The organism is Enterobacter sp. SM3 (assembly GCF_009811935.2).
Lineage (GTDB): Bacteria > Pseudomonadota > Gammaproteobacteria > Enterobacterales > Enterobacteriaceae > Enterobacter > Enterobacter asburiae_D.
On record NZ_CP099971.1, the window covers coordinates 1588118 to 1607619 of the forward strand.

The 19502-nt window shown below is 54.3% G+C and carries 15 protein-coding genes; 12 read left to right on the top strand and 3 right to left on the bottom strand.

Features of this window, described 5'->3' with window-relative positions; genetic code table 11:
• Positions 1–55: 55 nt before the first annotated feature.
• The 3 genes from pflB to ycaO all read right to left on the bottom strand — a co-directional run bounded on the left by pflB (position 56) and on the right by ycaO (position 5414).
• On the bottom strand, positions 56–2338 hold the full coding sequence (gene pflB / locus GVO84_RS07360; RefSeq protein ID WP_024907798.1) for a formate C-acetyltransferase: 2283 nt from the start codon (positions 2336–2338) through the stop codon (positions 56–58).
• A 51-nt stretch (positions 2339–2389) separates the two neighbouring features.
• Positions 2390–3247, bottom strand: coding sequence for a formate transporter FocA (gene focA, locus GVO84_RS07365; protein ID WP_008499974.1), 858 nt, complete (start codon positions 3245–3247; stop codon positions 2390–2392).
• Between the two features lie 406 nt (positions 3248–3653).
• Positions 3654–5414: a 30S ribosomal protein S12 methylthiotransferase accessory factor YcaO gene (ycaO, locus tag GVO84_RS07370; RefSeq protein WP_032658203.1), complete on the bottom strand. Its 1761-nt coding sequence runs from the start codon at positions 5412–5414 to the stop codon at positions 3654–3656.
• 127 nt (positions 5415–5541) lie between these two features.
• Between ycaO and GVO84_RS07375 the strand changes: the two genes are divergently transcribed.
• The 12 genes from GVO84_RS07375 to kdsB all read left to right on the top strand — a co-directional run bounded on the left by GVO84_RS07375 (position 5542) and on the right by kdsB (position 19433).
• Complete coding sequence (locus GVO84_RS07375) at positions 5542–6234, top strand: DUF421 domain-containing protein (protein WP_023310994.1); 693 nt, start codon at positions 5542–5544, stop codon at positions 6232–6234.
• Positions 6235–6396: 162 nt separating this feature from the next.
• Positions 6397–7485: a 3-phosphoserine/phosphohydroxythreonine transaminase gene (gene serC, locus GVO84_RS07380; protein WP_121425741.1), complete on the top strand. Its 1089-nt coding sequence runs from the start codon at positions 6397–6399 to the stop codon at positions 7483–7485.
• A gap of 69 nt (positions 7486–7554) precedes the next feature.
• A complete protein-coding gene (gene aroA, locus GVO84_RS07385; protein ID WP_159513773.1) occupies positions 7555–8838 on the top strand; it encodes a 3-phosphoshikimate 1-carboxyvinyltransferase in 1284 nt (427 codons plus the stop codon).
• Positions 8839–9023: 185 nt separating this feature from the next.
• Positions 9024–9707 (top strand): (d)CMP kinase, encoded by a 684-nt coding sequence (cmk, locus tag GVO84_RS07390; protein ID WP_013097305.1) that lies wholly within the window; start codon positions 9024–9026, stop codon positions 9705–9707.
• Between the two features lie 110 nt (positions 9708–9817).
• On the top strand, positions 9818–11491 hold the full coding sequence (rpsA, locus tag GVO84_RS07395; protein WP_014169387.1) for a 30S ribosomal protein S1: 1674 nt from the start codon (positions 9818–9820) through the stop codon (positions 11489–11491).
• Between the two features lie 170 nt (positions 11492–11661).
• A complete protein-coding gene (ihfB, locus tag GVO84_RS07400; RefSeq protein ID WP_008499965.1) occupies positions 11662–11949 on the top strand; it encodes an integration host factor subunit beta in 288 nt (95 codons plus the stop codon).
• Positions 11950–12162: 213 nt separating this feature from the next.
• Positions 12163–14427 (top strand): ComEC family protein, encoded by a 2265-nt coding sequence (locus tag GVO84_RS07405; RefSeq protein WP_159513774.1) that lies wholly within the window; start codon positions 12163–12165, stop codon positions 14425–14427.
• Between the two features lie 36 nt (positions 14428–14463).
• Positions 14464–16215 (top strand): lipid A ABC transporter ATP-binding protein/permease MsbA, encoded by a 1752-nt coding sequence (gene msbA, locus GVO84_RS07410; RefSeq protein ID WP_023335128.1) that lies wholly within the window; start codon positions 14464–14466, stop codon positions 16213–16215.
• Positions 16212–17189: a tetraacyldisaccharide 4'-kinase gene (lpxK, locus tag GVO84_RS07415; protein ID WP_159513775.1), complete on the top strand. Its 978-nt coding sequence runs from the start codon at positions 16212–16214 to the stop codon at positions 17187–17189. The genes msbA and lpxK overlap by 4 nt, the downstream gene beginning before the upstream one ends.
• A 43-nt stretch (positions 17190–17232) precedes the next feature.
• Positions 17233–18462, top strand: a complete 1230-nt coding sequence (locus tag GVO84_RS07420; protein ID WP_159513776.1) for a winged helix-turn-helix domain-containing protein — start codon at positions 17233–17235, stop codon at positions 18460–18462.
• Positions 18463–18507: 45 nt separating this feature from the next.
• Positions 18508–18690 (top strand): protein YcaR, encoded by a 183-nt coding sequence (gene ycaR / locus GVO84_RS07425; protein WP_006174474.1) that lies wholly within the window; start codon positions 18508–18510, stop codon positions 18688–18690.
• Positions 18687–19433 (top strand): 3-deoxy-manno-octulosonate cytidylyltransferase, encoded by a 747-nt coding sequence (gene kdsB, locus GVO84_RS07430; RefSeq protein ID WP_159513777.1) that lies wholly within the window; start codon positions 18687–18689, stop codon positions 19431–19433. The genes ycaR and kdsB overlap by 4 nt, the downstream gene beginning before the upstream one ends.
• Positions 19434–19502: the final 69 nt, after the last annotated feature.

The following is a 19502-nucleotide window of genomic DNA, read 5'->3' on the forward strand; positions in this document are numbered from 1 at the left end:
CTGACGTGGAGCCTTTATTGTACGCTTTTTAACGCGTGATTTCAGTCAATTCCACTTACATGGACTGAGTGAAAGTACGGGTGATAACGTCCTGCTGCTGTTCTTTAGTCAGGGAGTTAAAACGTACTGCGTAGCCAGATACGCGGATGGTCAGCTGAGGATATTTCTCAGGGTGTTCCATCGCGTCGAGCAGCATTTCACGGTTCATGACGTTCACGTTCAGGTGCTGACCACCTTCGATGGACGCTTCGTGGTGGAAGTAACCATCCATCAGACCCGCGAGGTTAGTTTTACGCACTTCGTCGTCTTTACCCAGCGCGTTTGGCACGATAGAGAAGGTATAAGAGATACCATCTTTCGCGTAAGCAAACGGCAGTTTAGCAACGGAGGTCAGAGAGGCAACCGCACCTTTCTGGTCACGACCGTGCATTGGGTTAGCACCTGGGCCGAATGGCGCGCCAGCACGACGACCGTCTGGGGTGTTACCGGTTTTCTTACCATACACAACGTTAGAGGTGATGGTCAGAACAGACTGAGTCGGGATAGCGTTACGGTAAGTAGTCAGTTTCTGAATTTTCTTCATGAAACGTTCTACCAGGTCAACCGCCATGTCATCAACGCGAGAGTCGTTGTTACCAAACTGCGGATATTCACCTTCGATTTCGAAGTCTACAGCCAGGCCGTCTTCGTCACGAATTGGTTTAACTTTCGCATATTTGATTGCAGACAGGGAGTCAGCAGCAACGGACAGACCAGCGATACCACACGCCATGGTGCGGATAACGTCACGGTCGTGCAGCGCCATCAGAGAGGCTTCGTAGCTGTACTTGTCGTGCATGTAGTGGATAACGTTCAGCGCAGTGACGTACTGTTTAGCCAGCCAGTCCATGAAGTGATCCATGCGGTCCATGACTTCGTCGAAGTTCAGAACGTCGCCTTTGATCGGCTCAGACTTAGGACCAACCTGCATTTTCAGTTTTTCATCAACGCCGCCGTTGATTGCGTACAGCATGGTTTTCGCCAGGTTTGCACGCGCACCGAAGAACTGCATTTGTTTACCAACAACCATTGGGCTTACGCAGCAAGCGATAGCGTAATCGTCGTTGTTGAAGTCCGGACGCATCAGGTCATCGTTCTCGTACTGCAGAGAAGAGGTATCGATAGACACTTTAGCGGCGAATTTCTTGAAGTTCAGAGGCAGTTTTTCAGACCACAGAACGGTGATGTTCGGCTCCGGAGAAGGACCCATGGTGTACAGGGTGTTCAGGAAGCGGAAGCTGTTTTTGGTTACCAGAGTACGGCCGTCAACGCCCATACCGCCGATAGATTCTGTTGCCCAGATTGGGTCACCGGAGAACAGCTCATCGTATTCAGGGGTACGCAGGAAGCGAACCATACGCAGTTTCATGACCAGGTGGTCAATCATTTCCTGAGCGTCTTGCTCGGTGATTTTGCCTGCTTTGATGTCGCGTTCGATGTATGCATCCAGGAAGGTGGATACGCGGCCGAAGGACATTGCTGCACCGTTCTGAGACTTAACCGCGGCCAGGTAGCCGAAGTAGGTCCACTGGATAGCTTCCTGAGCGTTGGTCGCAGGACCAGAGATATCGCAGCCATATTTAGCCGCCATCTCTTTGATCTGACCCAGCGCGCGGTGCTGTTCAGCGATTTCTTCACGCAGACGGATAGTCGCTTCCAGGTTTACGCCGTTTTCCAGATCGGACTGCAGAGACACGAACTGAGCGTATTTGTCTTTCATCAGGAAGTCGATACCGTACAGCGCAACGCGACGGTAGTCACCGATGATACGGCCACGGCCATACGCATCTGGCAGACCGGTCAGAACGCCAGATTTACGGCAGTTCAGAATGTCTTTGGTGTAAACATCGAATACGCCCTGGTTGTGGGTTTTACGGTATTCGGTGAAGATTTTTTTCAGCATTGGGTCCAGCTCGCGGTTATACGCTTTGCAGGAACCTTCAACCATTTTGATACCACCGAACGGGATGATTGCGCGTTTCAGTGGTGCTTCAGTCTGCAGACCAACGATTTTCTCAAGGGCTTTGTTGATGTAGCCAGCATCGTGAGAAGTGATGGTGGAAGCAACGGAGGTGTCAAAATCAACTGGCGCGTGAGTGCGGTTTTCCAGTTTAACGCCTTCCATTACGCTGTCCCACAGCTTGGTGGTCGCGTCAGTTGCGCCAGCCAGGAAGGATTCGTCACCTTCATACGGGGTATAGTTTTTCTGAATGAAGTCACGTACGTTTACTTCATTCTGCCAGTCACCTTTCGCAAAACCTTCCCAGGCTGTGGCTAACTTTTCATTAAGCTCGGACATGTAACACCTACCTTCTTAAGTGGATTTTTTATTTACTGCCTGAGAAAACCATCAATGATGATCGTCGCCACGCAGGTAAATGACCCAGTATGTCAACCCAACTAACAGACCCCCACCGATAATGTTCCCGATAGTGACAGGGATCAGGTTATCAGTAATGAAATTCATAATAGTCAGGTGAGAGAAACTTTCCGGGGATGAACCAACTGCGGTCCAGAACTCCGGGCTCGCAAAGTCGCGGATGACTATGCCCATTGGGATCATGAACATATTCGCGATACTGTGCTCAAAGCCGCTGGCAACAAACATCGCAACCGGCAGAACCATAATTAAGGCTTTGTCCATCAGGCTACGACCCGAGTAGCTCATCCATACAGCCAGGCAGACCATCAGGTTAGCGAGGATGCCGAGAGCAACGGCTTCGATAAATGTGTGGTGCATTTTGTGGTCGGCGGTTTGCAGGACGTTAAGGCCCCAGCCACCGTTGGCGGTCATGTACTCACCAGAAAGCCACATCAACAAAACAAAGAGCAGACAGCCAACCAGGTTACCCACATAGACGTTAAGCCAGTTACGTGCCAGCTGACCCCAGGTAATTCTTCCGCTGGCCTTTGCCACGACAATCAGCACCGTTGAGGTGAAGAGGTCGGCGCCGCAGATGACGCAGAGAATCAGACCCAGTGAGAAGCAAATGCCGCCAATCAGTTTGGCCATGCCGAAAGGCATTCCGGCAGTACCGGTGGTGGCGGTGATGTAGAAGACGAAAGCGATAGAGATGAACACACCTGCCGTGATCGCCAGATAGAACGTCTTCATCGGGTGTTTCGTTGCTTTATAGACACCTGCTTCTTCGGCAACTTTGGCCATCGCAGCAGGGAGTAAAAGATCAAAAGGGTTGTCAGCTTTCACACTAACTCTCTCTTTATTAAGTCGGCGACGAGATACTAACAAAGCATTATAGAAGAGAAATTGATATAGATCATATCTCGCCTGGCTTATAGGCCCGCAGTGTGTATGGTTTTACGACAAATGCGGAGTAAGTATTTGATTATCCGTATAAAAATAAATTTTAAAAGTTATGAAAAGAGTTGAATTTTTTCGTTCAGCCACCTTTGAGACAGTTAATTAGTATGGAGTATTTACCATAAAAAGTAACAGTAAAGCCCAGGTAAATATTATTATATTTACCCATGTTTAACTTTATTATTACAATCAACAGTCATTGCCGAAGAAAATAAAAAACGGGGCAATGAAATTGCCCCGTAATATAGCCCAGACGATTGAATACGCCTACTGCTGGTAATGTTATGTGCGCTTATTTTGACCAGTAAGCGGCTTTTGCTTTCTGCAGCTTTTCGTAGGCCTTCAGCAGCGACTGGTGCGCCGGGAAGGCTTTCAGATCGCTATCAACAGCCTGCAGGCCATAGAACGGCGCTTCGCCGCTCAGGGCCGCGCTGGCTGCTTCTACGGCCTCAGCACCGTACATACGCACGAAAGCGTTCAGATATTGCAGCGGCTCGCGATCGTCTTCCTGTGCCAGCAGCAACAGGGTTTGCAGGCAGCGGTAATAATTGGTGCGTTCGGCAGAGAAGACCGACTGGTTGAATTCCATGGTCCACTCGGTCCAGGCCAGAGCCTGATCCAAATCGCCTCCCGCCAGGGCCAGCATCGCTTTCAGCTCACCGATACGCAGGGTATACCAGCCGTTGTCTTTACCGGTCGCCAGGCCCAGCAGTTCGCGTACGCGGGTAAAGTCATCGTGGCCTTCTTCGTCCAGCTGGGCGATCAGGTTCAGATAATCTTCTTTCTCCCACTCGCTGCCCGGCAGAGCCAGCAGCGTTTCGCGCAGGTGCGCGCCCATGCTGTTATTCGCCAGCCACAGATCTTCAGCCGGGTAGATGTCGGACATGCCTGGAACAATAATGCGGCACGCGTAGACGCCAAGGTGTTCGTAGTCGGCAATATAAACTTCCTGATCTTCCGCGTTGAAGATCGCCATCAGCGTGGCGAACTCTTCTTCCGTGGTACCGGCAAAGCTCCAGTCCACGAACGGATAGTCAGCGTCCTGCTTGAACATATCCCAGGAAATTAAGCCGCTGGAGTCGATGAAGTGGGTTTCGAGGTTGGTATGCTCGGCCACTTCTTCATCGTCAAACGTTGGCGGGGTGAAGACGTCGAGATCTTTCAGGCTACGGCCCTGCAGCAGCTCGGTGACGGTACGCTCCAGCGCCACGCCGAAGTCAGGGTGCGCGCCGAAGGAGGCGAAGCAGGTGCCGTTGGCCGGGTTAAACAGCACGACGCAGATAACCGGGTACTTACCGCCCAGCGAGCCGTCATAGGCAAAGATTGGGAAACCTTCGGCTTCGAGCTTGGCGATGGACTCCACTACGCCCGGGTAGCGCGCCAGCACGTCGGCCGGAATTTCAGGCAGGCTGATGGATTCGGCGATGATGCGGTTTTTGATGTGGCGTTCAAAGACTTCAGACAGACCCTGCACGCGCGCTTCATTGCGGGTGTTACCGGCGGACATGCCGTTAGACACGTACAGGTTGCCGACGATGTTCATCGGGATATACACGGTCTGCTCGTCAGACTGACGGGTGAACGGCAGGGCGCAGATACCGCGATCCTCGTTACCGGACTGGAGATCGATCAGCATGCTGGCGGTCAGTTCGCTGTCTGGATCGTAGAAGGCACGCAGGCGCGCGTCGAGAATACCTTCCGGCAGCTCGTCATCTTCAGTCAGCGGGAACCATTTTTCATTTGGATAGTGAACGAACGGGCCGTTAGCGATGGTCTCGCCCAGCCAGAAGTCTGCGAAGAAATAGTTGGTGGACAGACGCTCAAAATACTCACCCAGCGCAGAGGCCAGTGCCGCTTTTTTTGTCGCGCCTTTACCGTTGGTAAAGCACAGGGCACAGTCTTTATCGCGAATATGCACGGACCAGACATGAGGCACCGGATTGAGCCAGGAGGCTTCTTCGATGTTAAAACCCAGGTCGGTCAGTTTCTGCTGGAAGCGAGCGATGGAATCTTCCAGAGCGGCGTCTTTGCCGGGGATAAACGTTTGAGTCATGGCGTTCACTTTTATCGTACGTAAAGCGCGCAATGATACGGGTTTTGCGTGACGGGTGCTATCTTCGGCGAAAATAAAAGGCTGGACTATGCTTAGTGGCAGTAACTGACTGTTAAGGCATAGAAAAATGAAAGCATTTGATCTCCAGCGGATGGCGTTTGATAAAGTTCCTCCTGAATTTCTGGGCGAAGTGGCGCTGCGCAGCCTCTATACCTTCGTACTTGTCTTCCTGTTTCTTAAGATCACCGGCCGTCGCGGTGTGCGGCAGATGTCCCTCTTTGAGGTGTTGATCATCCTGACGCTGGGGTCAGCGGCGGGGGACGTCGCCTTTTATGATGATGTGCCGATGGTGCCGGTGTTTATCGTGTTTGTCTCACTGGCGCTCCTTTACCGTCTTGTCATGTGGCTGATGTCGAAAAGCGAAAAGCTGGAAGATCTGCTTGAAGGCAAGCCGGTCGTTATCGTCGAGGACGGACAGCTGGCCTGGGAAAATGTACAAAGCGCCAATATGACCGAGTTTGAATTCTTTATGGAGCTTCGCCTGAACAGCGTTGAACAGCTCGGGCAGGTGAGGCTGGCGATCATGGAAACCAACGGGCAGATCAGCGTCTATTACTATTCTGACGACGAGGTGAAGCCGGGACTGTGTATCCTGCCGGATATGCTCATTGAGCGTTTCAGAACGGTACCGGAATCCGGCGAGTATGCTTGCGTAAGATGTAGCCATGTTGTCGCGATGCAGCCGGGGGATCGCCAATTATGCCCCCGCTGTGCAAATCCGGAATGGACGAAGGTTAGCCGGGCCAAACGCATCACCTGACAGCCATTTTGTCGGTTTTGTCTTAGCGAGGCGGCAGATTGTTTTGTGTGACGCGGGACACATTTCACGGGTCATAAGTTTTAGACATTGCGGCGCGTGTCACTGAATGATAAAACCGATATCCACAGTTATAACTTATGGCTTTTAGCGTGGTGAGGGGAAATGGCTCAAGTCTTTAATTTCAGTTCAGGTCCGGCAATGTTACCGGCAGACGTGCTTAAACAGGCTCAACAGGAACTTTGTGACTGGAACGGTCTCGGTACGTCGGTGATGGAAATCAGCCACCGTGGTAAAGAGTTTATTCAGGTGGCGGAAGAGGCAGAAAAGGATTTTCGCGATCTGCTGAATATTCCCTCGAACTACAAAGTATTGTTCTGTCACGGCGGTGGGCGCGGCCAGTTTGCGGGTATTCCGCTGAATATCCTCGGTGACAAAACGACGGCTGACTACGTTGACGCGGGTTACTGGGCGGCAAGCGCCGTTAAAGAAGCGCATAAATACTGCACGCCGAATGTTATCGACGCCAAAGTGACCGTTGACGGTCTGCGCGCCGTGAAGCCAATGAGCGAGTGGCAGCTTTCTGATAACGCAGCCTATCTGCACTACTGCCCGAACGAAACCATTGACGGGATTGCCATCGACGAGACGCCAAACTTCGGCAGCGATGTCGTGGTTGCCGCCGACTTCTCCTCCACCATTCTGTCTGCGCCAATTGATGTCAGCCGCTACGGCGTTATTTATGCGGGCGCGCAGAAAAATATCGGTCCGGCCGGTTTGACTATCGTCGTCGTGCGTGAAGACCTGCTGGGTAAAGCGCATAAATCCTGCCCGTCGATTCTCGATTACACCGTGCTGAACGATAACGACTCTATGTTCAACACCCCACCAACGTTTGCCTGGTATCTCTCCGGCCTGGTCTTCAAATGGCTGAAACAAAACGGCGGCGTGGCGCAGATGGACAAGGTCAATCAGCAGAAAGCTGAACTGCTGTATGGCGTGATCGACAAGAGCGATTTCTACCGCAACGATGTGGCGAACGCTAACCGTTCCCGCATGAACGTGCCGTTCCAGCTGGCGGACAGCAGCTTGGACAAAGTGTTCCTGGAAGAGTCCTTCGCGGCAGGTCTGCATGCGCTCAAAGGTCACCGTGTCGTTGGCGGCATGCGTGCCTCCATCTATAACGCGATGCCGCTGGAAGGCGTTAAAGCCCTGACGGATTTCATGATCGACTTCGAACGTCGTCACGGTTAATTCGCTGTTTTTCACCCCCGCAGCGTCCCTGCGGGGTTTTTATTATGTTGAGTTGAGAGTTTAGTTTTCATGGAATCCCTGACGTTACAACCTATCGCGCGGGTAGATGGCACCATTAATCTGCCTGGTTCAAAAAGTGTCTCGAACCGCGCTCTGCTGCTGGCAGCTCTGGCAAACGGCACCACCGTCCTCACAAACCTGCTGGACAGCGATGACGTGCGCCATATGCTCAATGCGCTGAAAGCGTTGGGCGTTCATTACACTCTCTCCGACGATCGTACCCGCTGCGAAGTGACCGGCAACGGCGGCGCGCTGCGTTCGGGCGAAGAGCTTGAACTGTTTCTGGGCAACGCGGGTACCGCGATGCGCCCGCTGGCGGCGGCCCTGTGCCTGGGGAGCAACAACATCGTGCTGACCGGCGAGCCGCGCATGAAAGAGCGTCCGATTGGTCACCTGGTGGATGCCCTGCGTCAGGGCGGCGCGCAGATTGAGTATCTGGAGCAGGAAAACTATCCGCCACTGCGTCTGCGCGGCGGTTTTACCGGCGGTCATGTCGAGGTTGACGGCAGCGTTTCCAGCCAGTTCCTGACGGCACTGCTGATGACCGCGCCGCTGGCCCCGCAGGATACGGTTATCACGATTAAAGGTGAGCTGGTTTCCAAACCTTACATTGATATCACGCTGCACCTGATGAAAACCTTTGGCGTTGAGGTGGAAAACCAGTCTTATCAGCGCTTCGTGGTGCGCGGGGCGCAGCAGTACCAGTCTCCGGGTAATTACCTGGTTGAAGGGGATGCGTCATCCGCGTCCTACTTCCTGGCCGCGGGAGCGATTAAAGGCGGCACGGTAAAAGTGACCGGTATTGGACGTAACAGCGTGCAGGGCGACATCCGTTTTGCGGACGTGCTGGAAAAAATGGGCGCTACTGTCACCTGGGGCGATGACTTCATCTCCTGTACCCACGGCGAGCTGAACGCCATCGACATGGACATGAACCATATCCCGGATGCGGCGATGACCATTGCCACGGCGGCGCTGTTTGCCAAAGGCACGACCACGCTGCGTAATATCTACAACTGGCGCGTAAAAGAGACGGACCGCCTGTTCGCAATGGCGACAGAGTTGCGGAAAGTCGGTGCCGAGGTGGAAGAGGGCGAAGACTACATTCGCGTGACCCCTCCGGCAAAACTGCAGTTTGCGGAAATCGGAACCTACAACGATCACCGTATGGCAATGTGCTTCTCGCTGGTGGCGCTGTCAGACACGCCTGTCACCATTCTTGATCCGAAATGTACCGCGAAAACCTTCCCGGACTACTTCGAACAGCTGGCACGCATTAGCACGCTGGCCTGATAACGCCTTGCCGCATCGTCCGATGCGGCATTTGCTTACGCTTCATTACGAATACCTCCGCTCATTTATTCTACACTCTGCTTCAATCATTCCGTAATTTGCACGCAAAGGTAACAGTTGCGCACGTTGGCGCGTATAATGCGCGGCGTTCATGTAAACGGTATGCCTTATTTAAGGAGAAAAAGATGACGGCAGTTGCCCCGGTAATCACCATTGATGGGCCGAGTGGCGCAGGGAAAGGTACTCTGTGCAAAGCGATGGCGGAAGCATTGCAATGGCATCTTTTAGATTCGGGAGCAATCTATCGCGTGCTGGCGCTGGCCGCGCTGCATCATCACGTGGATGTCGCGTCTGAAGAGGCGCTGGTTCCGCTGGCTGCGCATCTGGATGTGCGTTTCGTGTCGACCGATGGCAACCTGGAAGTCATCCTTGAAGGGGAAGACGTGAGCGGCGAAATCCGTACGCAGGAAGTGGCGAATGCAGCCTCCCAGGTCGCGGCCTTCCCGCGCGTTCGTGAGGCGCTGCTGCGTCGTCAGCGCGCGTTCCGTGAAGCTCCGGGTCTGATCGCTGACGGACGCGATATGGGAACCGTGGTATTCCCTGACGCGCCTGTGAAAATTTTCCTCGATGCCTCTTCGGAAGAACGTGCTCAACGCCGCATGCTTCAGTTGCAGGAAAAGGGGTTTAGTGTTAACTTTGATCGCCTTTTATCCGAGATAAAAGAGCGCGATGACCGCGATCGTAACCGCGCCGTCGCCCCACTTGTTCCTGCAGAAGATGCATTAGTTCTGGATTCAACCAGTTTAACTATTGAGCAAGTGATTGAAAAAGCGCTACAATATGCGCGCCAAAAACTGGCACTCGCGTAATCGCGACCGATTTAGTAGTACCCCCGCTGCAATGGATTGACGGCGGGTATGTGAAACAACCCCATCCGGCACGGAGCCAGGTGGACGTTATCTTAACCTGAAGATTAAACATGACTGAATCTTTTGCTCAACTATTTGAAGAATCCTTAAAAACAATCGAAACCCGTCCGGGTTCCATCGTTCGTGGTGTTGTTGTTGCTATCGACAAAGACGTAGTACTGGTTGACGCCGGTCTGAAATCTGAGTCCGCCATTCCGGCAGAGCAGTTCAAAAACGCCCAGGGCGAGCTGGAAATCCAGGTTGGTGACGAAGTTGACGTTGCTCTGGATGCAGTGGAAGACGGCTTCGGTGAAACCCTGCTGTCCCGTGAGAAAGCTAAGCGTCACGAAGCTTGGATCACGCTGGAAAAAGCTTACGAAGAAGCTGAAACTGTGGTCGGTGTTATCAACGGCAAAGTTAAAGGCGGCTTCACTGTTGAGCTGAATGGTATTCGTGCGTTCCTGCCAGGTTCACTGGTAGACGTTCGTCCAGTCCGTGACACCCTGCACCTCGAAGGCAAAGAGCTTGAGTTCAAAGTAATCAAGCTGGACCAGAAGCGTAACAACGTTGTTGTATCCCGTCGTGCCGTTATCGAATCCGAAAACAGCGCAGAACGCGATCAGCTGCTGGAAAACCTGCAGGAAGGCATGGAAGTCAAAGGTATCGTTAAGAACCTCACTGACTACGGCGCATTCGTTGACCTGGGCGGCGTTGATGGCCTGCTGCACATCACCGACATGGCGTGGAAACGCGTTAAGCACCCAAGCGAAATCGTGAACGTTGGCGACGAAATCACTGTTAAAGTGCTGAAGTTCGACCGCGAGCGTACTCGTGTATCCCTCGGCCTGAAACAGCTGGGCGAAGATCCATGGGTAGCTATCGCTAAGCGTTACCCAGAAGGTACTAAACTGACTGGTCGCGTTACCAACCTGACTGACTACGGCTGCTTCGTTGAAATCGAAGAAGGCGTTGAAGGCCTGGTGCACGTTTCCGAAATGGACTGGACCAACAAAAACATCCACCCATCCAAAGTTGTTAACGTTGGTGATGTAGTGGAAGTGATGGTTCTGGATATCGACGAAGAACGTCGTCGTATCTCCCTGGGCCTGAAACAGTGCAAAAACAACCCATGGCAGCAGTTCGCGGAAACCCACAACAAGGGCGACCGTGTTGAAGGTAAAATCAAGTCTATCACTGACTTCGGTATCTTCATCGGCCTGGACGGCGGCATCGATGGCCTGGTTCACCTGTCTGACATCTCCTGGAACGTTGCAGGCGAAGAAGCAGTTCGTGAATACAAAAAAGGCGACGAAATCGCTGCAGTTGTTCTGCAGGTTGACGCAGAGCGTGAGCGTATCTCCCTGGGCGTTAAACAGCTCGCAGAAGATCCGTTCAACAACTGGGTTGCACTGAACAAGAAAGGCGCAATCGTAAACGGTAAAGTGACTGCAGTTGACGCTAAAGGCGCAACCGTAGAACTGGCTGACGGCGTTGAAGGTTACCTGCGCGCTTCTGAAGCTTCACGTGACCGCGTTGAAGATGCCACTCTGGTTCTGAACGTAGGCGACGACGTTGAAGCTAAGTTCACCGGTGTTGACCGTAAGAACCGTGCAATCAGCCTGTCTGTTCGTGCTAAAGACGAAGCTGATGAGAAAGATGCAATCGCAACTGTTAACAAACAGGAAGATGCAAACTTCTCTAACAACGCAATGGCTGAAGCTTTCAAAGCAGCTAAAGGCGAGTAATATCAGGTTCTCAGCATCATTTGCGCTGTAACGCATTTACAGCGCGAAGGATGAGGAGCAAACTTGACAGATTGCAGGATTCGTCCTGTAATCAATAACAAAGGGCGGCTACGGCCGCCCTTGTTTAATGAGCTGTTCAGCTAATTGGTTTGAAAGGAACCGGAGGAATCATGACCAAGTCAGAATTGATTGAAAGACTTGCCAGTCAGCAACCGCATATCCCTGCCAAGGCAGTGGAAGATGCCGTAAAAGAGATGCTGGAGCATATGGCCTCCACTCTTGCCCAGGGCGAGCGCATTGAAATCCGCGGTTTCGGTAGTTTTTCTCTGCACTATCGTGCTCCACGTACCGGGCGTAACCCGAAAACTGGCGATAAAGTCGAGCTGGAAGGTAAGTACGTTCCACACTTTAAGCCGGGTAAAGAACTGCGCGATCGCGCCAATATTTACGGCAACTGAGTTTAGCCAGCCGGTTAAACTGGGTTCGAAAGAAAGCACCTGCGGGTGCTTTTTTTGTCTCTGTCGCTTTCATTCTGAAGGTGCCCCGCATTTTTCATTTCATTTTCTGCAAACCGATAAAAACAGCACAGCGCGTGCCGTAAAACACATGCTTCTCACCTGACAACTCACTCTATCTGCTTACATACTGCCCCCTGAAACAGGGAGGTAGAAATGGGAATTCCCGCTCTTAGCGTCTGCGTCATTCTGGCAATAGCCCCGTTACTCTGGTTACCTGAACTGCCATCACGTCATACCGTGTGGCTAATGATTGTTGGCGGGATAGCGCTGGCCGCAACGCGCAATGTACGACTGAAGTATGTCGGGATCGCGTTATTATTTTGTGCATGGGGTATGCTTGCCGCGCAGGAGAGCGTCTGGCCGATGCAGCATTTAACCACGGGTGCTGTGCAGGCTGAGGTGGAGATCACCGCCACAGATGGCGCAACGCTGCATCAGGGAAACATTCTCAGCGTAGAGGGCAAGCGCTGGTGGGGCTCCACCGGCGTAACGCTGTATGGAAATTATCTGCCCCAGAAAGCGTGTGCCGGTCAGCGCTGGAGCATGACGCTCAGGCTCAGGCCTGCTCACGGCGAACTGAACGAGGGCGGATATGATTCTCAGCGCAGCGCTTTTGCCCGACACCAAACGCTGAGCGGGCGCTTCACCCGTGCTGAACTTGTCGATGGGCGCTGCAGCCTGCGAGCGCAATACCTGATGTCACTGCAAAACCGACTTTCGGCTTACCGCTGGGGGGCGGTTATCCTCGGACTGGGAATGGGGGAACGTCTGGATGTGCCCCGGGAAATAAAAGACCTGATGCGTGAAACCGGGACGCTGCATTTAATGGCGATTTCGGGTCTGCATATCGCGCTGGCGGCATCCCTCGTCTGGTTACTCGCGCGTGGACTCCAGTTTTTATTACCCAGCCACCGGGTCCACTGGCAAATGCCGCTCCTGGCCGGATTATGCTTTGCCGCTTTCTACGCCTGGCTTACCGGTCTGCAACCTCCTGCGCTACGAACGGTCATCGCGCTTGCTGTGCTTGCTATGTTGCGGATCGCTGCCCGCCAGTGGACTCCCTGGCAGGTATGGGTGTGCTGTATCGCGGCGATCCTGATAAGCGATCCTTTAGCCGTACTTTCGCAGAGTCTGGCCCTGTCCGCATTTGCCGTCGCCGCGCTGATTTTCTGGTTTCAGTGGCTGCCTCTTCCTGAGTGGCACAGGGCACGACGTATTCGACCGCTACTGAACCTGCTCTATCTGCAGGTCGGCATGCTGATGCTGCTCATGCCGTTACAGGTCTTGATTTTCCATGGCTTCAGCATCTCCTCCCTGGTCGCGAATCTTTTTGCCGTTCCCCTGGTGACGTTTGTCTCCGTGCCGCTTATCCTGCTCGGCATGCTGCTTCATCTCCTACCGCTGGCGGCACCGGAAAGCGTCGTCTGGTTCGCAGCCGATAGGTCACTTGCGGGGTTGTTCTGGCTACTCATGCGCCTGCCTGACGGTTGGCAGAGTGTCGATCAACGCTGGCAGTACATGACGCTGCTGCCCTGGCTTATCATCATGGGCTGGCGCTTTCGTGCCTGGAAAACACTGCCTGCCGTGTGTCTTGCAGGAAGTGTCTTACTGACATTTCCTCTCTGGCGAACGGCAAAAAGCGAGAGCTGGACGCTGCATATGCTGGATGTAGGGCAGGGGCTGGCGATGGTCATTGAACGGCAGGGGAAAGCTATTCTCTATGATACCGGTCTCGCCTGGCCGGGCGGGGATAGCGCGCAGCGGTTAATTATCCCGTGGCTTCGCTGGCATCACCTGAGGCCTGAAGGCGTTATTATCAGTCATGAGCACCTCGACCATGCGGGAGGTCTCGTATCGTTGCAGAAAGCGTGGCCTGATGTGTGGGTCAGAAGCCCCTTGCGCCAGGCGGGACATCGCCCCTGTTTTCGCGGGCAGAGATGGCGATGGCAGGGACTTACCTTCACCGTCCACTGGCCCCCTGAAAATTACCCGGCTCAGGGTAACAACCGTTCCTGCGTGGTAAAGGTGGACGACGGCGAGCAGAGTGTTCTGCTAACAGGCGACATTGAAGCGCAAGCGGAACAGGCTATGCTTAGCCATTACTGGCGTTATCTGACGTCCACGCTCATACAGGCGCCCCATCATGGCAGCAATACCTCGTCTTCATTGCCGTTGGTACAGCGGGTGGAAGGTCAGATTGCCCTGGATTCAGCGGCACGGTATAACGCCTGGCGATTCCCGTCGGCAAAAGTTGTCCGACGTTATCGAAAAGAGGGGTATATCTGGCACGATACTCCCCATTCTGGACAAATATCGGTGACATTCTCGCAACATCACTGGCAAATCCGGCGCTTGCGAGAGCAATTTTTACCCGTTTGGTATCATCAGTGGTTTGGCGCGCCCGTCGATAACGGGTAGAATATGCGGCTATTTCAACGAATGCTGGTTTTTTGAATGCATAACGACAAAGATCTCTCCACGTGGCAAACCTTCCGCCGACTCTGGCCGATGATTGCGCCCTTTAAAACAGGCCTGATCGTGGCGGGAGTAGCGTTAATCCTCAACGCAGCCAGCGATACTTTTATGCTATCGCTTCTCAAACCGTTACTGGACGACGGTTTTGGTAAAACGGATCGCTCAGTGTTGCTATGGATGCCTCTGGTGGTTATCGGACTGATGATCTTACGCGGCATCACCAGCTATATCTCCAGCTACTGTATTTCCTGGGTATCAGGGAAAGTGGTGATGACCATGCGCCGTCGCCTGTTCAGCCACATGATGGGCATGCCGGTTTCGTTCTTTGACAAGCAGTCTACCGGGACGCTGCTGTCCCGTATTACCTACGACTCAGAGCAGGTTGCCTCCTCGTCCTCAAGCGCGCTGATCACCGTTGTGCGTGAGGGTGCGTCAATCATCGGCCTGTTCGCGATGATGTTCTATTACAGCTGGCAGCTGTCGATCATCCTTATCGTTCTGGCGCCGATAGTTTCTATTGCTATCCGCGTCGTCTCAAAGCGCTTCCGCAATATCAGTAAGAATATGCAGAACACGATGGGGCAGGTGACGACCAGCGCGGAACAGATGCTGAAAGGGCATAAAGAAGTTCTGATTTTTGGCGGTCAGGACGTCGAAACCAAACGCTTTGATAAAGTCAGCAACAAAATGCGCCTTCAGGGGATGAAAATGGTCTCGGCCTCTTCCATCTCTGATCCGATTATTCAGCTGATTGCCTCCCTGGCGCTGGCATTCGTCCTGTATGCGGCAAGCTTCCCGAGCGTCATGGAGACGCTGACGGCGGGTACCATTACCGTGGTCTTCTCCTCTATGATTGCACTGATGCGTCCGCTGAAATCACTGACGAACGTCAACGCCCAGTTCCAGCGCGGGATGGCCGCCTGTCAGACGCTGTTCAGCATTCTGGATTCCGAACAGGAAAAAGATGAAGGTAAGCGCGTGATCGAGCGTGCGAACGGAGACGTCGAATTCCGCAACGTGACCTTTACCTATCCAGGCCGCGAAGTGCCTGCCCTGCGTAATATCAACCTGTCTATTCCGGCGGGTAAAACCGTTGCGCTGGTGGGCCGTTCTGGTTCGGGTAAATCGACTATTGCCAGCCTGATGACCCGTTTCTACGACATTAACGAAGGTGAAATCCTGTTAGACGGTCATGACCTGCGGGAGTATACCCTGCAGTCGCTGCGTAACCAGGTGGCGCTGGTTTCCCAGAACGTGCACCTGTTTAACGATACGGTCGCCAACAACATCGCTTACGCACGCACTGATGAGTACAGCCGCGAGCAGATTGAGAACGCCGCGCGTATGGCCTACGCAATGGACTTTATCAATAAGATGGATAACGGTCTGGATACGATAATCGGTGAGAACGGGGTACTGCTCTCCGGCGGTCAGCGTCAGCGTATCGCCATTGCGCGCGCGCTGCTGCGCGATAGCCCAATTCTGATCCTGGATGAAGCGACCTCTGCGCTGGATACGGAATCTGAACGCGCTATTCAGTCTGCGCTGGATGAGCTGCAAAAGAACCGTACCTCGCTGGTGATTGCGCACCGACTGTCGACTATCGAGCAGGCTGATGAAATCGTCGTGGTTGAGGATGGCGTCATTGTTGAACGCGGAAGCCATGCCGATTTGCTGGAACACCGCGGCGTTTACGCCCAGCTTCATAAGATGCAGTTTGGCCAACAATGATTGCACGCATCTGGTCCGGTGAATCTCCGCTGTGGCTGCTGCTTCTGCCGCTCTCCTGGCTATACGGCCTGGTGAGCGGCACTATCCGTCTGCTTTACCGTCTGGGGCTGAAGCGTGCCTGGCGCGCGCCGGTTCCGGTTGTGGTTGTCGGTAATCTTACGGCGGGCGGCAACGGTAAAACGCCGGTGGTGATCTGGCTGGTGGAGCAATTGCAAAAACGCGGTATCCGCCCGGGGGTGGTATCGCGCGGATATGGTGGTAAAGCGGCGCGTTATCCGCTGCTGCTGACGGCGGAAACCACGACCGCCGAAGCGGGTGATGAACCGGTATTGATTTTCCAGCGTACCGGCGCACCGGTTGCGGTCTCCCCGGTGCGCAGCGACGCCGTTCAGGCACTGCTTGCCGAACACATGGTACAAATCATTATCACTGACGATGGCCTGCAGCATTACGCCCTGGCGCGTGATAAAGAGATTGCGGTCATCGACGGCGTTCGCCGTTTCGGTAACGGCTGGTGGCTGCCGGCTGGCCCCATGCGCGAACGTGCTTCGCGTCTTAAGTCCGTTGATGCGGTGATTGTGAACGGTGGTGAGGCACGCGCGGGTGAAATCCCGATGCACCTGCAGCCGGGCCTGGCGGTCAACCTGGTGACGGGGGAACGCCGGTCGGTTGCTGAGCTACCTTCACTGGCGGCGATGGCGGGGATTGGCCATCCGCCGCGCTTCTTCGCGACGCTGGAACAGTGCGGTGCCCGGCTGGAAAAACGCGTTCCGCTGGCCGACCATCAGGCGCTGGTGGAAGGGCAGGTTGATGCCTTGACCGTACCCGGACAGTCGCTGATCATGACCGAAAAAGATGCGGTGAAATGCCGTGCCTTTGCGAAAGATAACTGGTGGTATCTGCCGGTTGACGCTGAACTCAGCGGCGAGCAGCCGGAACTCTTGCTCCAGGAACTGATTGCGTTGGTGCAGTAAAGGCTTACGCGGTTCTGGTGCGCTTTGACTGACAGGAAAACGCATGTCTTTACCGCAACTCTCGCTTTCAGCCGCACGTCATTTACATCTTGCCGCGCAGGGGCTGCTCAAAAAGCCCCGCCGCCGCGCGCAGCCTGCCGATATTCTCTCTACCGTCCAGCGCATGTCGCTGCTTCAAATCGACACCATTAACATTGTGGCCCGTAGCCCTTACCTGGTTCTGTTTAGCCGCCTGGGAAATTATCCTTCGCAGTGGCTGGATGAGGCGCTCAGCAAGGGGGAGTTAATGGAGTACTGGGCGCACGAAGCCTGCTTCCTGCCCCGCAGCGATTTTGCCCTGGTTCGCCACCGTATGCTTGCCCCGGAAAAGATGGGCTGGAAATACCGACAGGCGTGGATGCTGGAACATGCGGCCGAAATTGAGCAGCTAATCGCGCATATTCAGGATAACGGGCCCGTACGCTCCGCCGATTTTGAACACCCGCGCAAAGGCACCAGCGGCTGGTGGGAGTGGAAGCCGCATAAACGTCATCTCGAAGGGCTGTTTACCTCTGGCAAAGTCATGGTGATTGAGCGGCGTAATTTTCAGCGCGTCTACGACCTGACGCATCGCGTGATGCCGCACTGGGACGACGAGCGTGACCTGCTTACCCAGGAGGCGGCCGAGGCCCTCATGCTGGAGAACAGCGCCCGCAGCCTGGGGATTTTCCGCACGCAATGGCTGGCAGACTATTACCGCCTTCGCCAGCCCGCGCTGAAACCGCTGCTGGATATCTGGCAACGCGAACAACGCGTCATCCCCGTCACGGTGGAAACGCTGGGCGAAATGTGGCTGCATGCGGATCTCCTCCCGCTACTGCCTCAGGCCCAGGAGGGGAAACTTCAGGCAACCCACAGTGCGGTGTTGTCGCCTTTCGACCCGGTCGTCTGGGACAGAAAACGCGCCGAGCAGCTGTTCGATTTTAGCTACCGGCTGGAATGTTATACCCCGGCCCCAAAGCGCCAGTATGGTTACTTTGTTCTCCCGCTGCTGCATAAGGGGCAACTGGTCGGGCGCATGGACGCCAAAATGCACCGCAAGACCGGCACGCTTGAAATCATTGCGCTTTATCTGGAAGAGGGCGTCAGGGTGACGGCGAGCCTGGAAAAAGGGTTAACGTTCGCCATTAGCGAATTCGCGCGCTGGCAGGGCGCCCGCGACGTGACGCTGGGCCGGGTACCCGACGGACTGTTTACAACCTGTCGAAGTGGCTGGGAAACAGGCACTCCCTGAAAAGGGAATGTGTTAAGCTTTAGCGATTACCCATACGGAGGAACTATGGATCACCGTTTACTTGAAATTATTGCCTGCCCGGTATGCAACGGCAAACTCTACTACAGCCAGGACAAACAGGAGCTGATCTGCAAGCTGGATAGCCTGGCTTTCCCGCTGCGCGATGGCATTCCGGTACTGCTGGAAAATGAAGCTCGTTCCCTGGTGGCAGAAGAGAGCAAACCATGAGTTTTGTTGTCATTATTCCTGCGCGCTATGCCTCAACGCGCCTGCCGGGTAAACCTCTGGTGGATATCAACGGCAAGCCGATGATTGTGCATGTTCTTGAGCGTGCGCGTGAATCCGGTGCCGATCGCGTGATTGTTGCTACCGATCATCCTGACGTCGCCCGTGCGGTTGAGGCGGCAGGCGGTGAGGTATGCATGACCCGCGCCGATCACCAGTCCGGCACCGAGCGTCTGGCGGAAGTGGTTGAGAAATGTGGTTTCAGTGATGATACGGTCATCGTTAACGTGCAGGGTGACGAGCCGATGATCCCGGCGGTGATTATCCGTCAGGTGGCAGAAAACCTGGCTCAGCGTCAGGTTGGTATGGCGACGCTCGCGGTGCCCATTCACCACGCTGAAGAGGCATTCAATCCGAATGCGGTGAAGGTGGTCATGGATGCCGAAGGCTATGCGCTCTATTTCTCGCGCGCCACGATCCCCTGGGATCGCGATCGCTTTGCGCTCTCTAAAGAGACCATCGGTGATACCTTCCTGCGTCATATTGGGATCTACGGCTATCGGGCCGGTTTTATTCGTCGGTATGTTACCTGGGCGCCGAGTCCGCTGGAGCATATCGAAATGCTGGAGCAGCTTCGCGTGCTCTGGTACGGCGAAAAAATTCACGTTGCCGTTGCCAGCGAATTGCCTGGAACGGGCGTTGATACGCCGGAAGATCTTGAGCGCGTCCGCGCCGAGCTGCGCTAATACCGCCTGCATCCCTCCTGACGGGGGGATGTCCTCTCCCCGTTAATTCCCCTTTCTTTTCCCTAATTG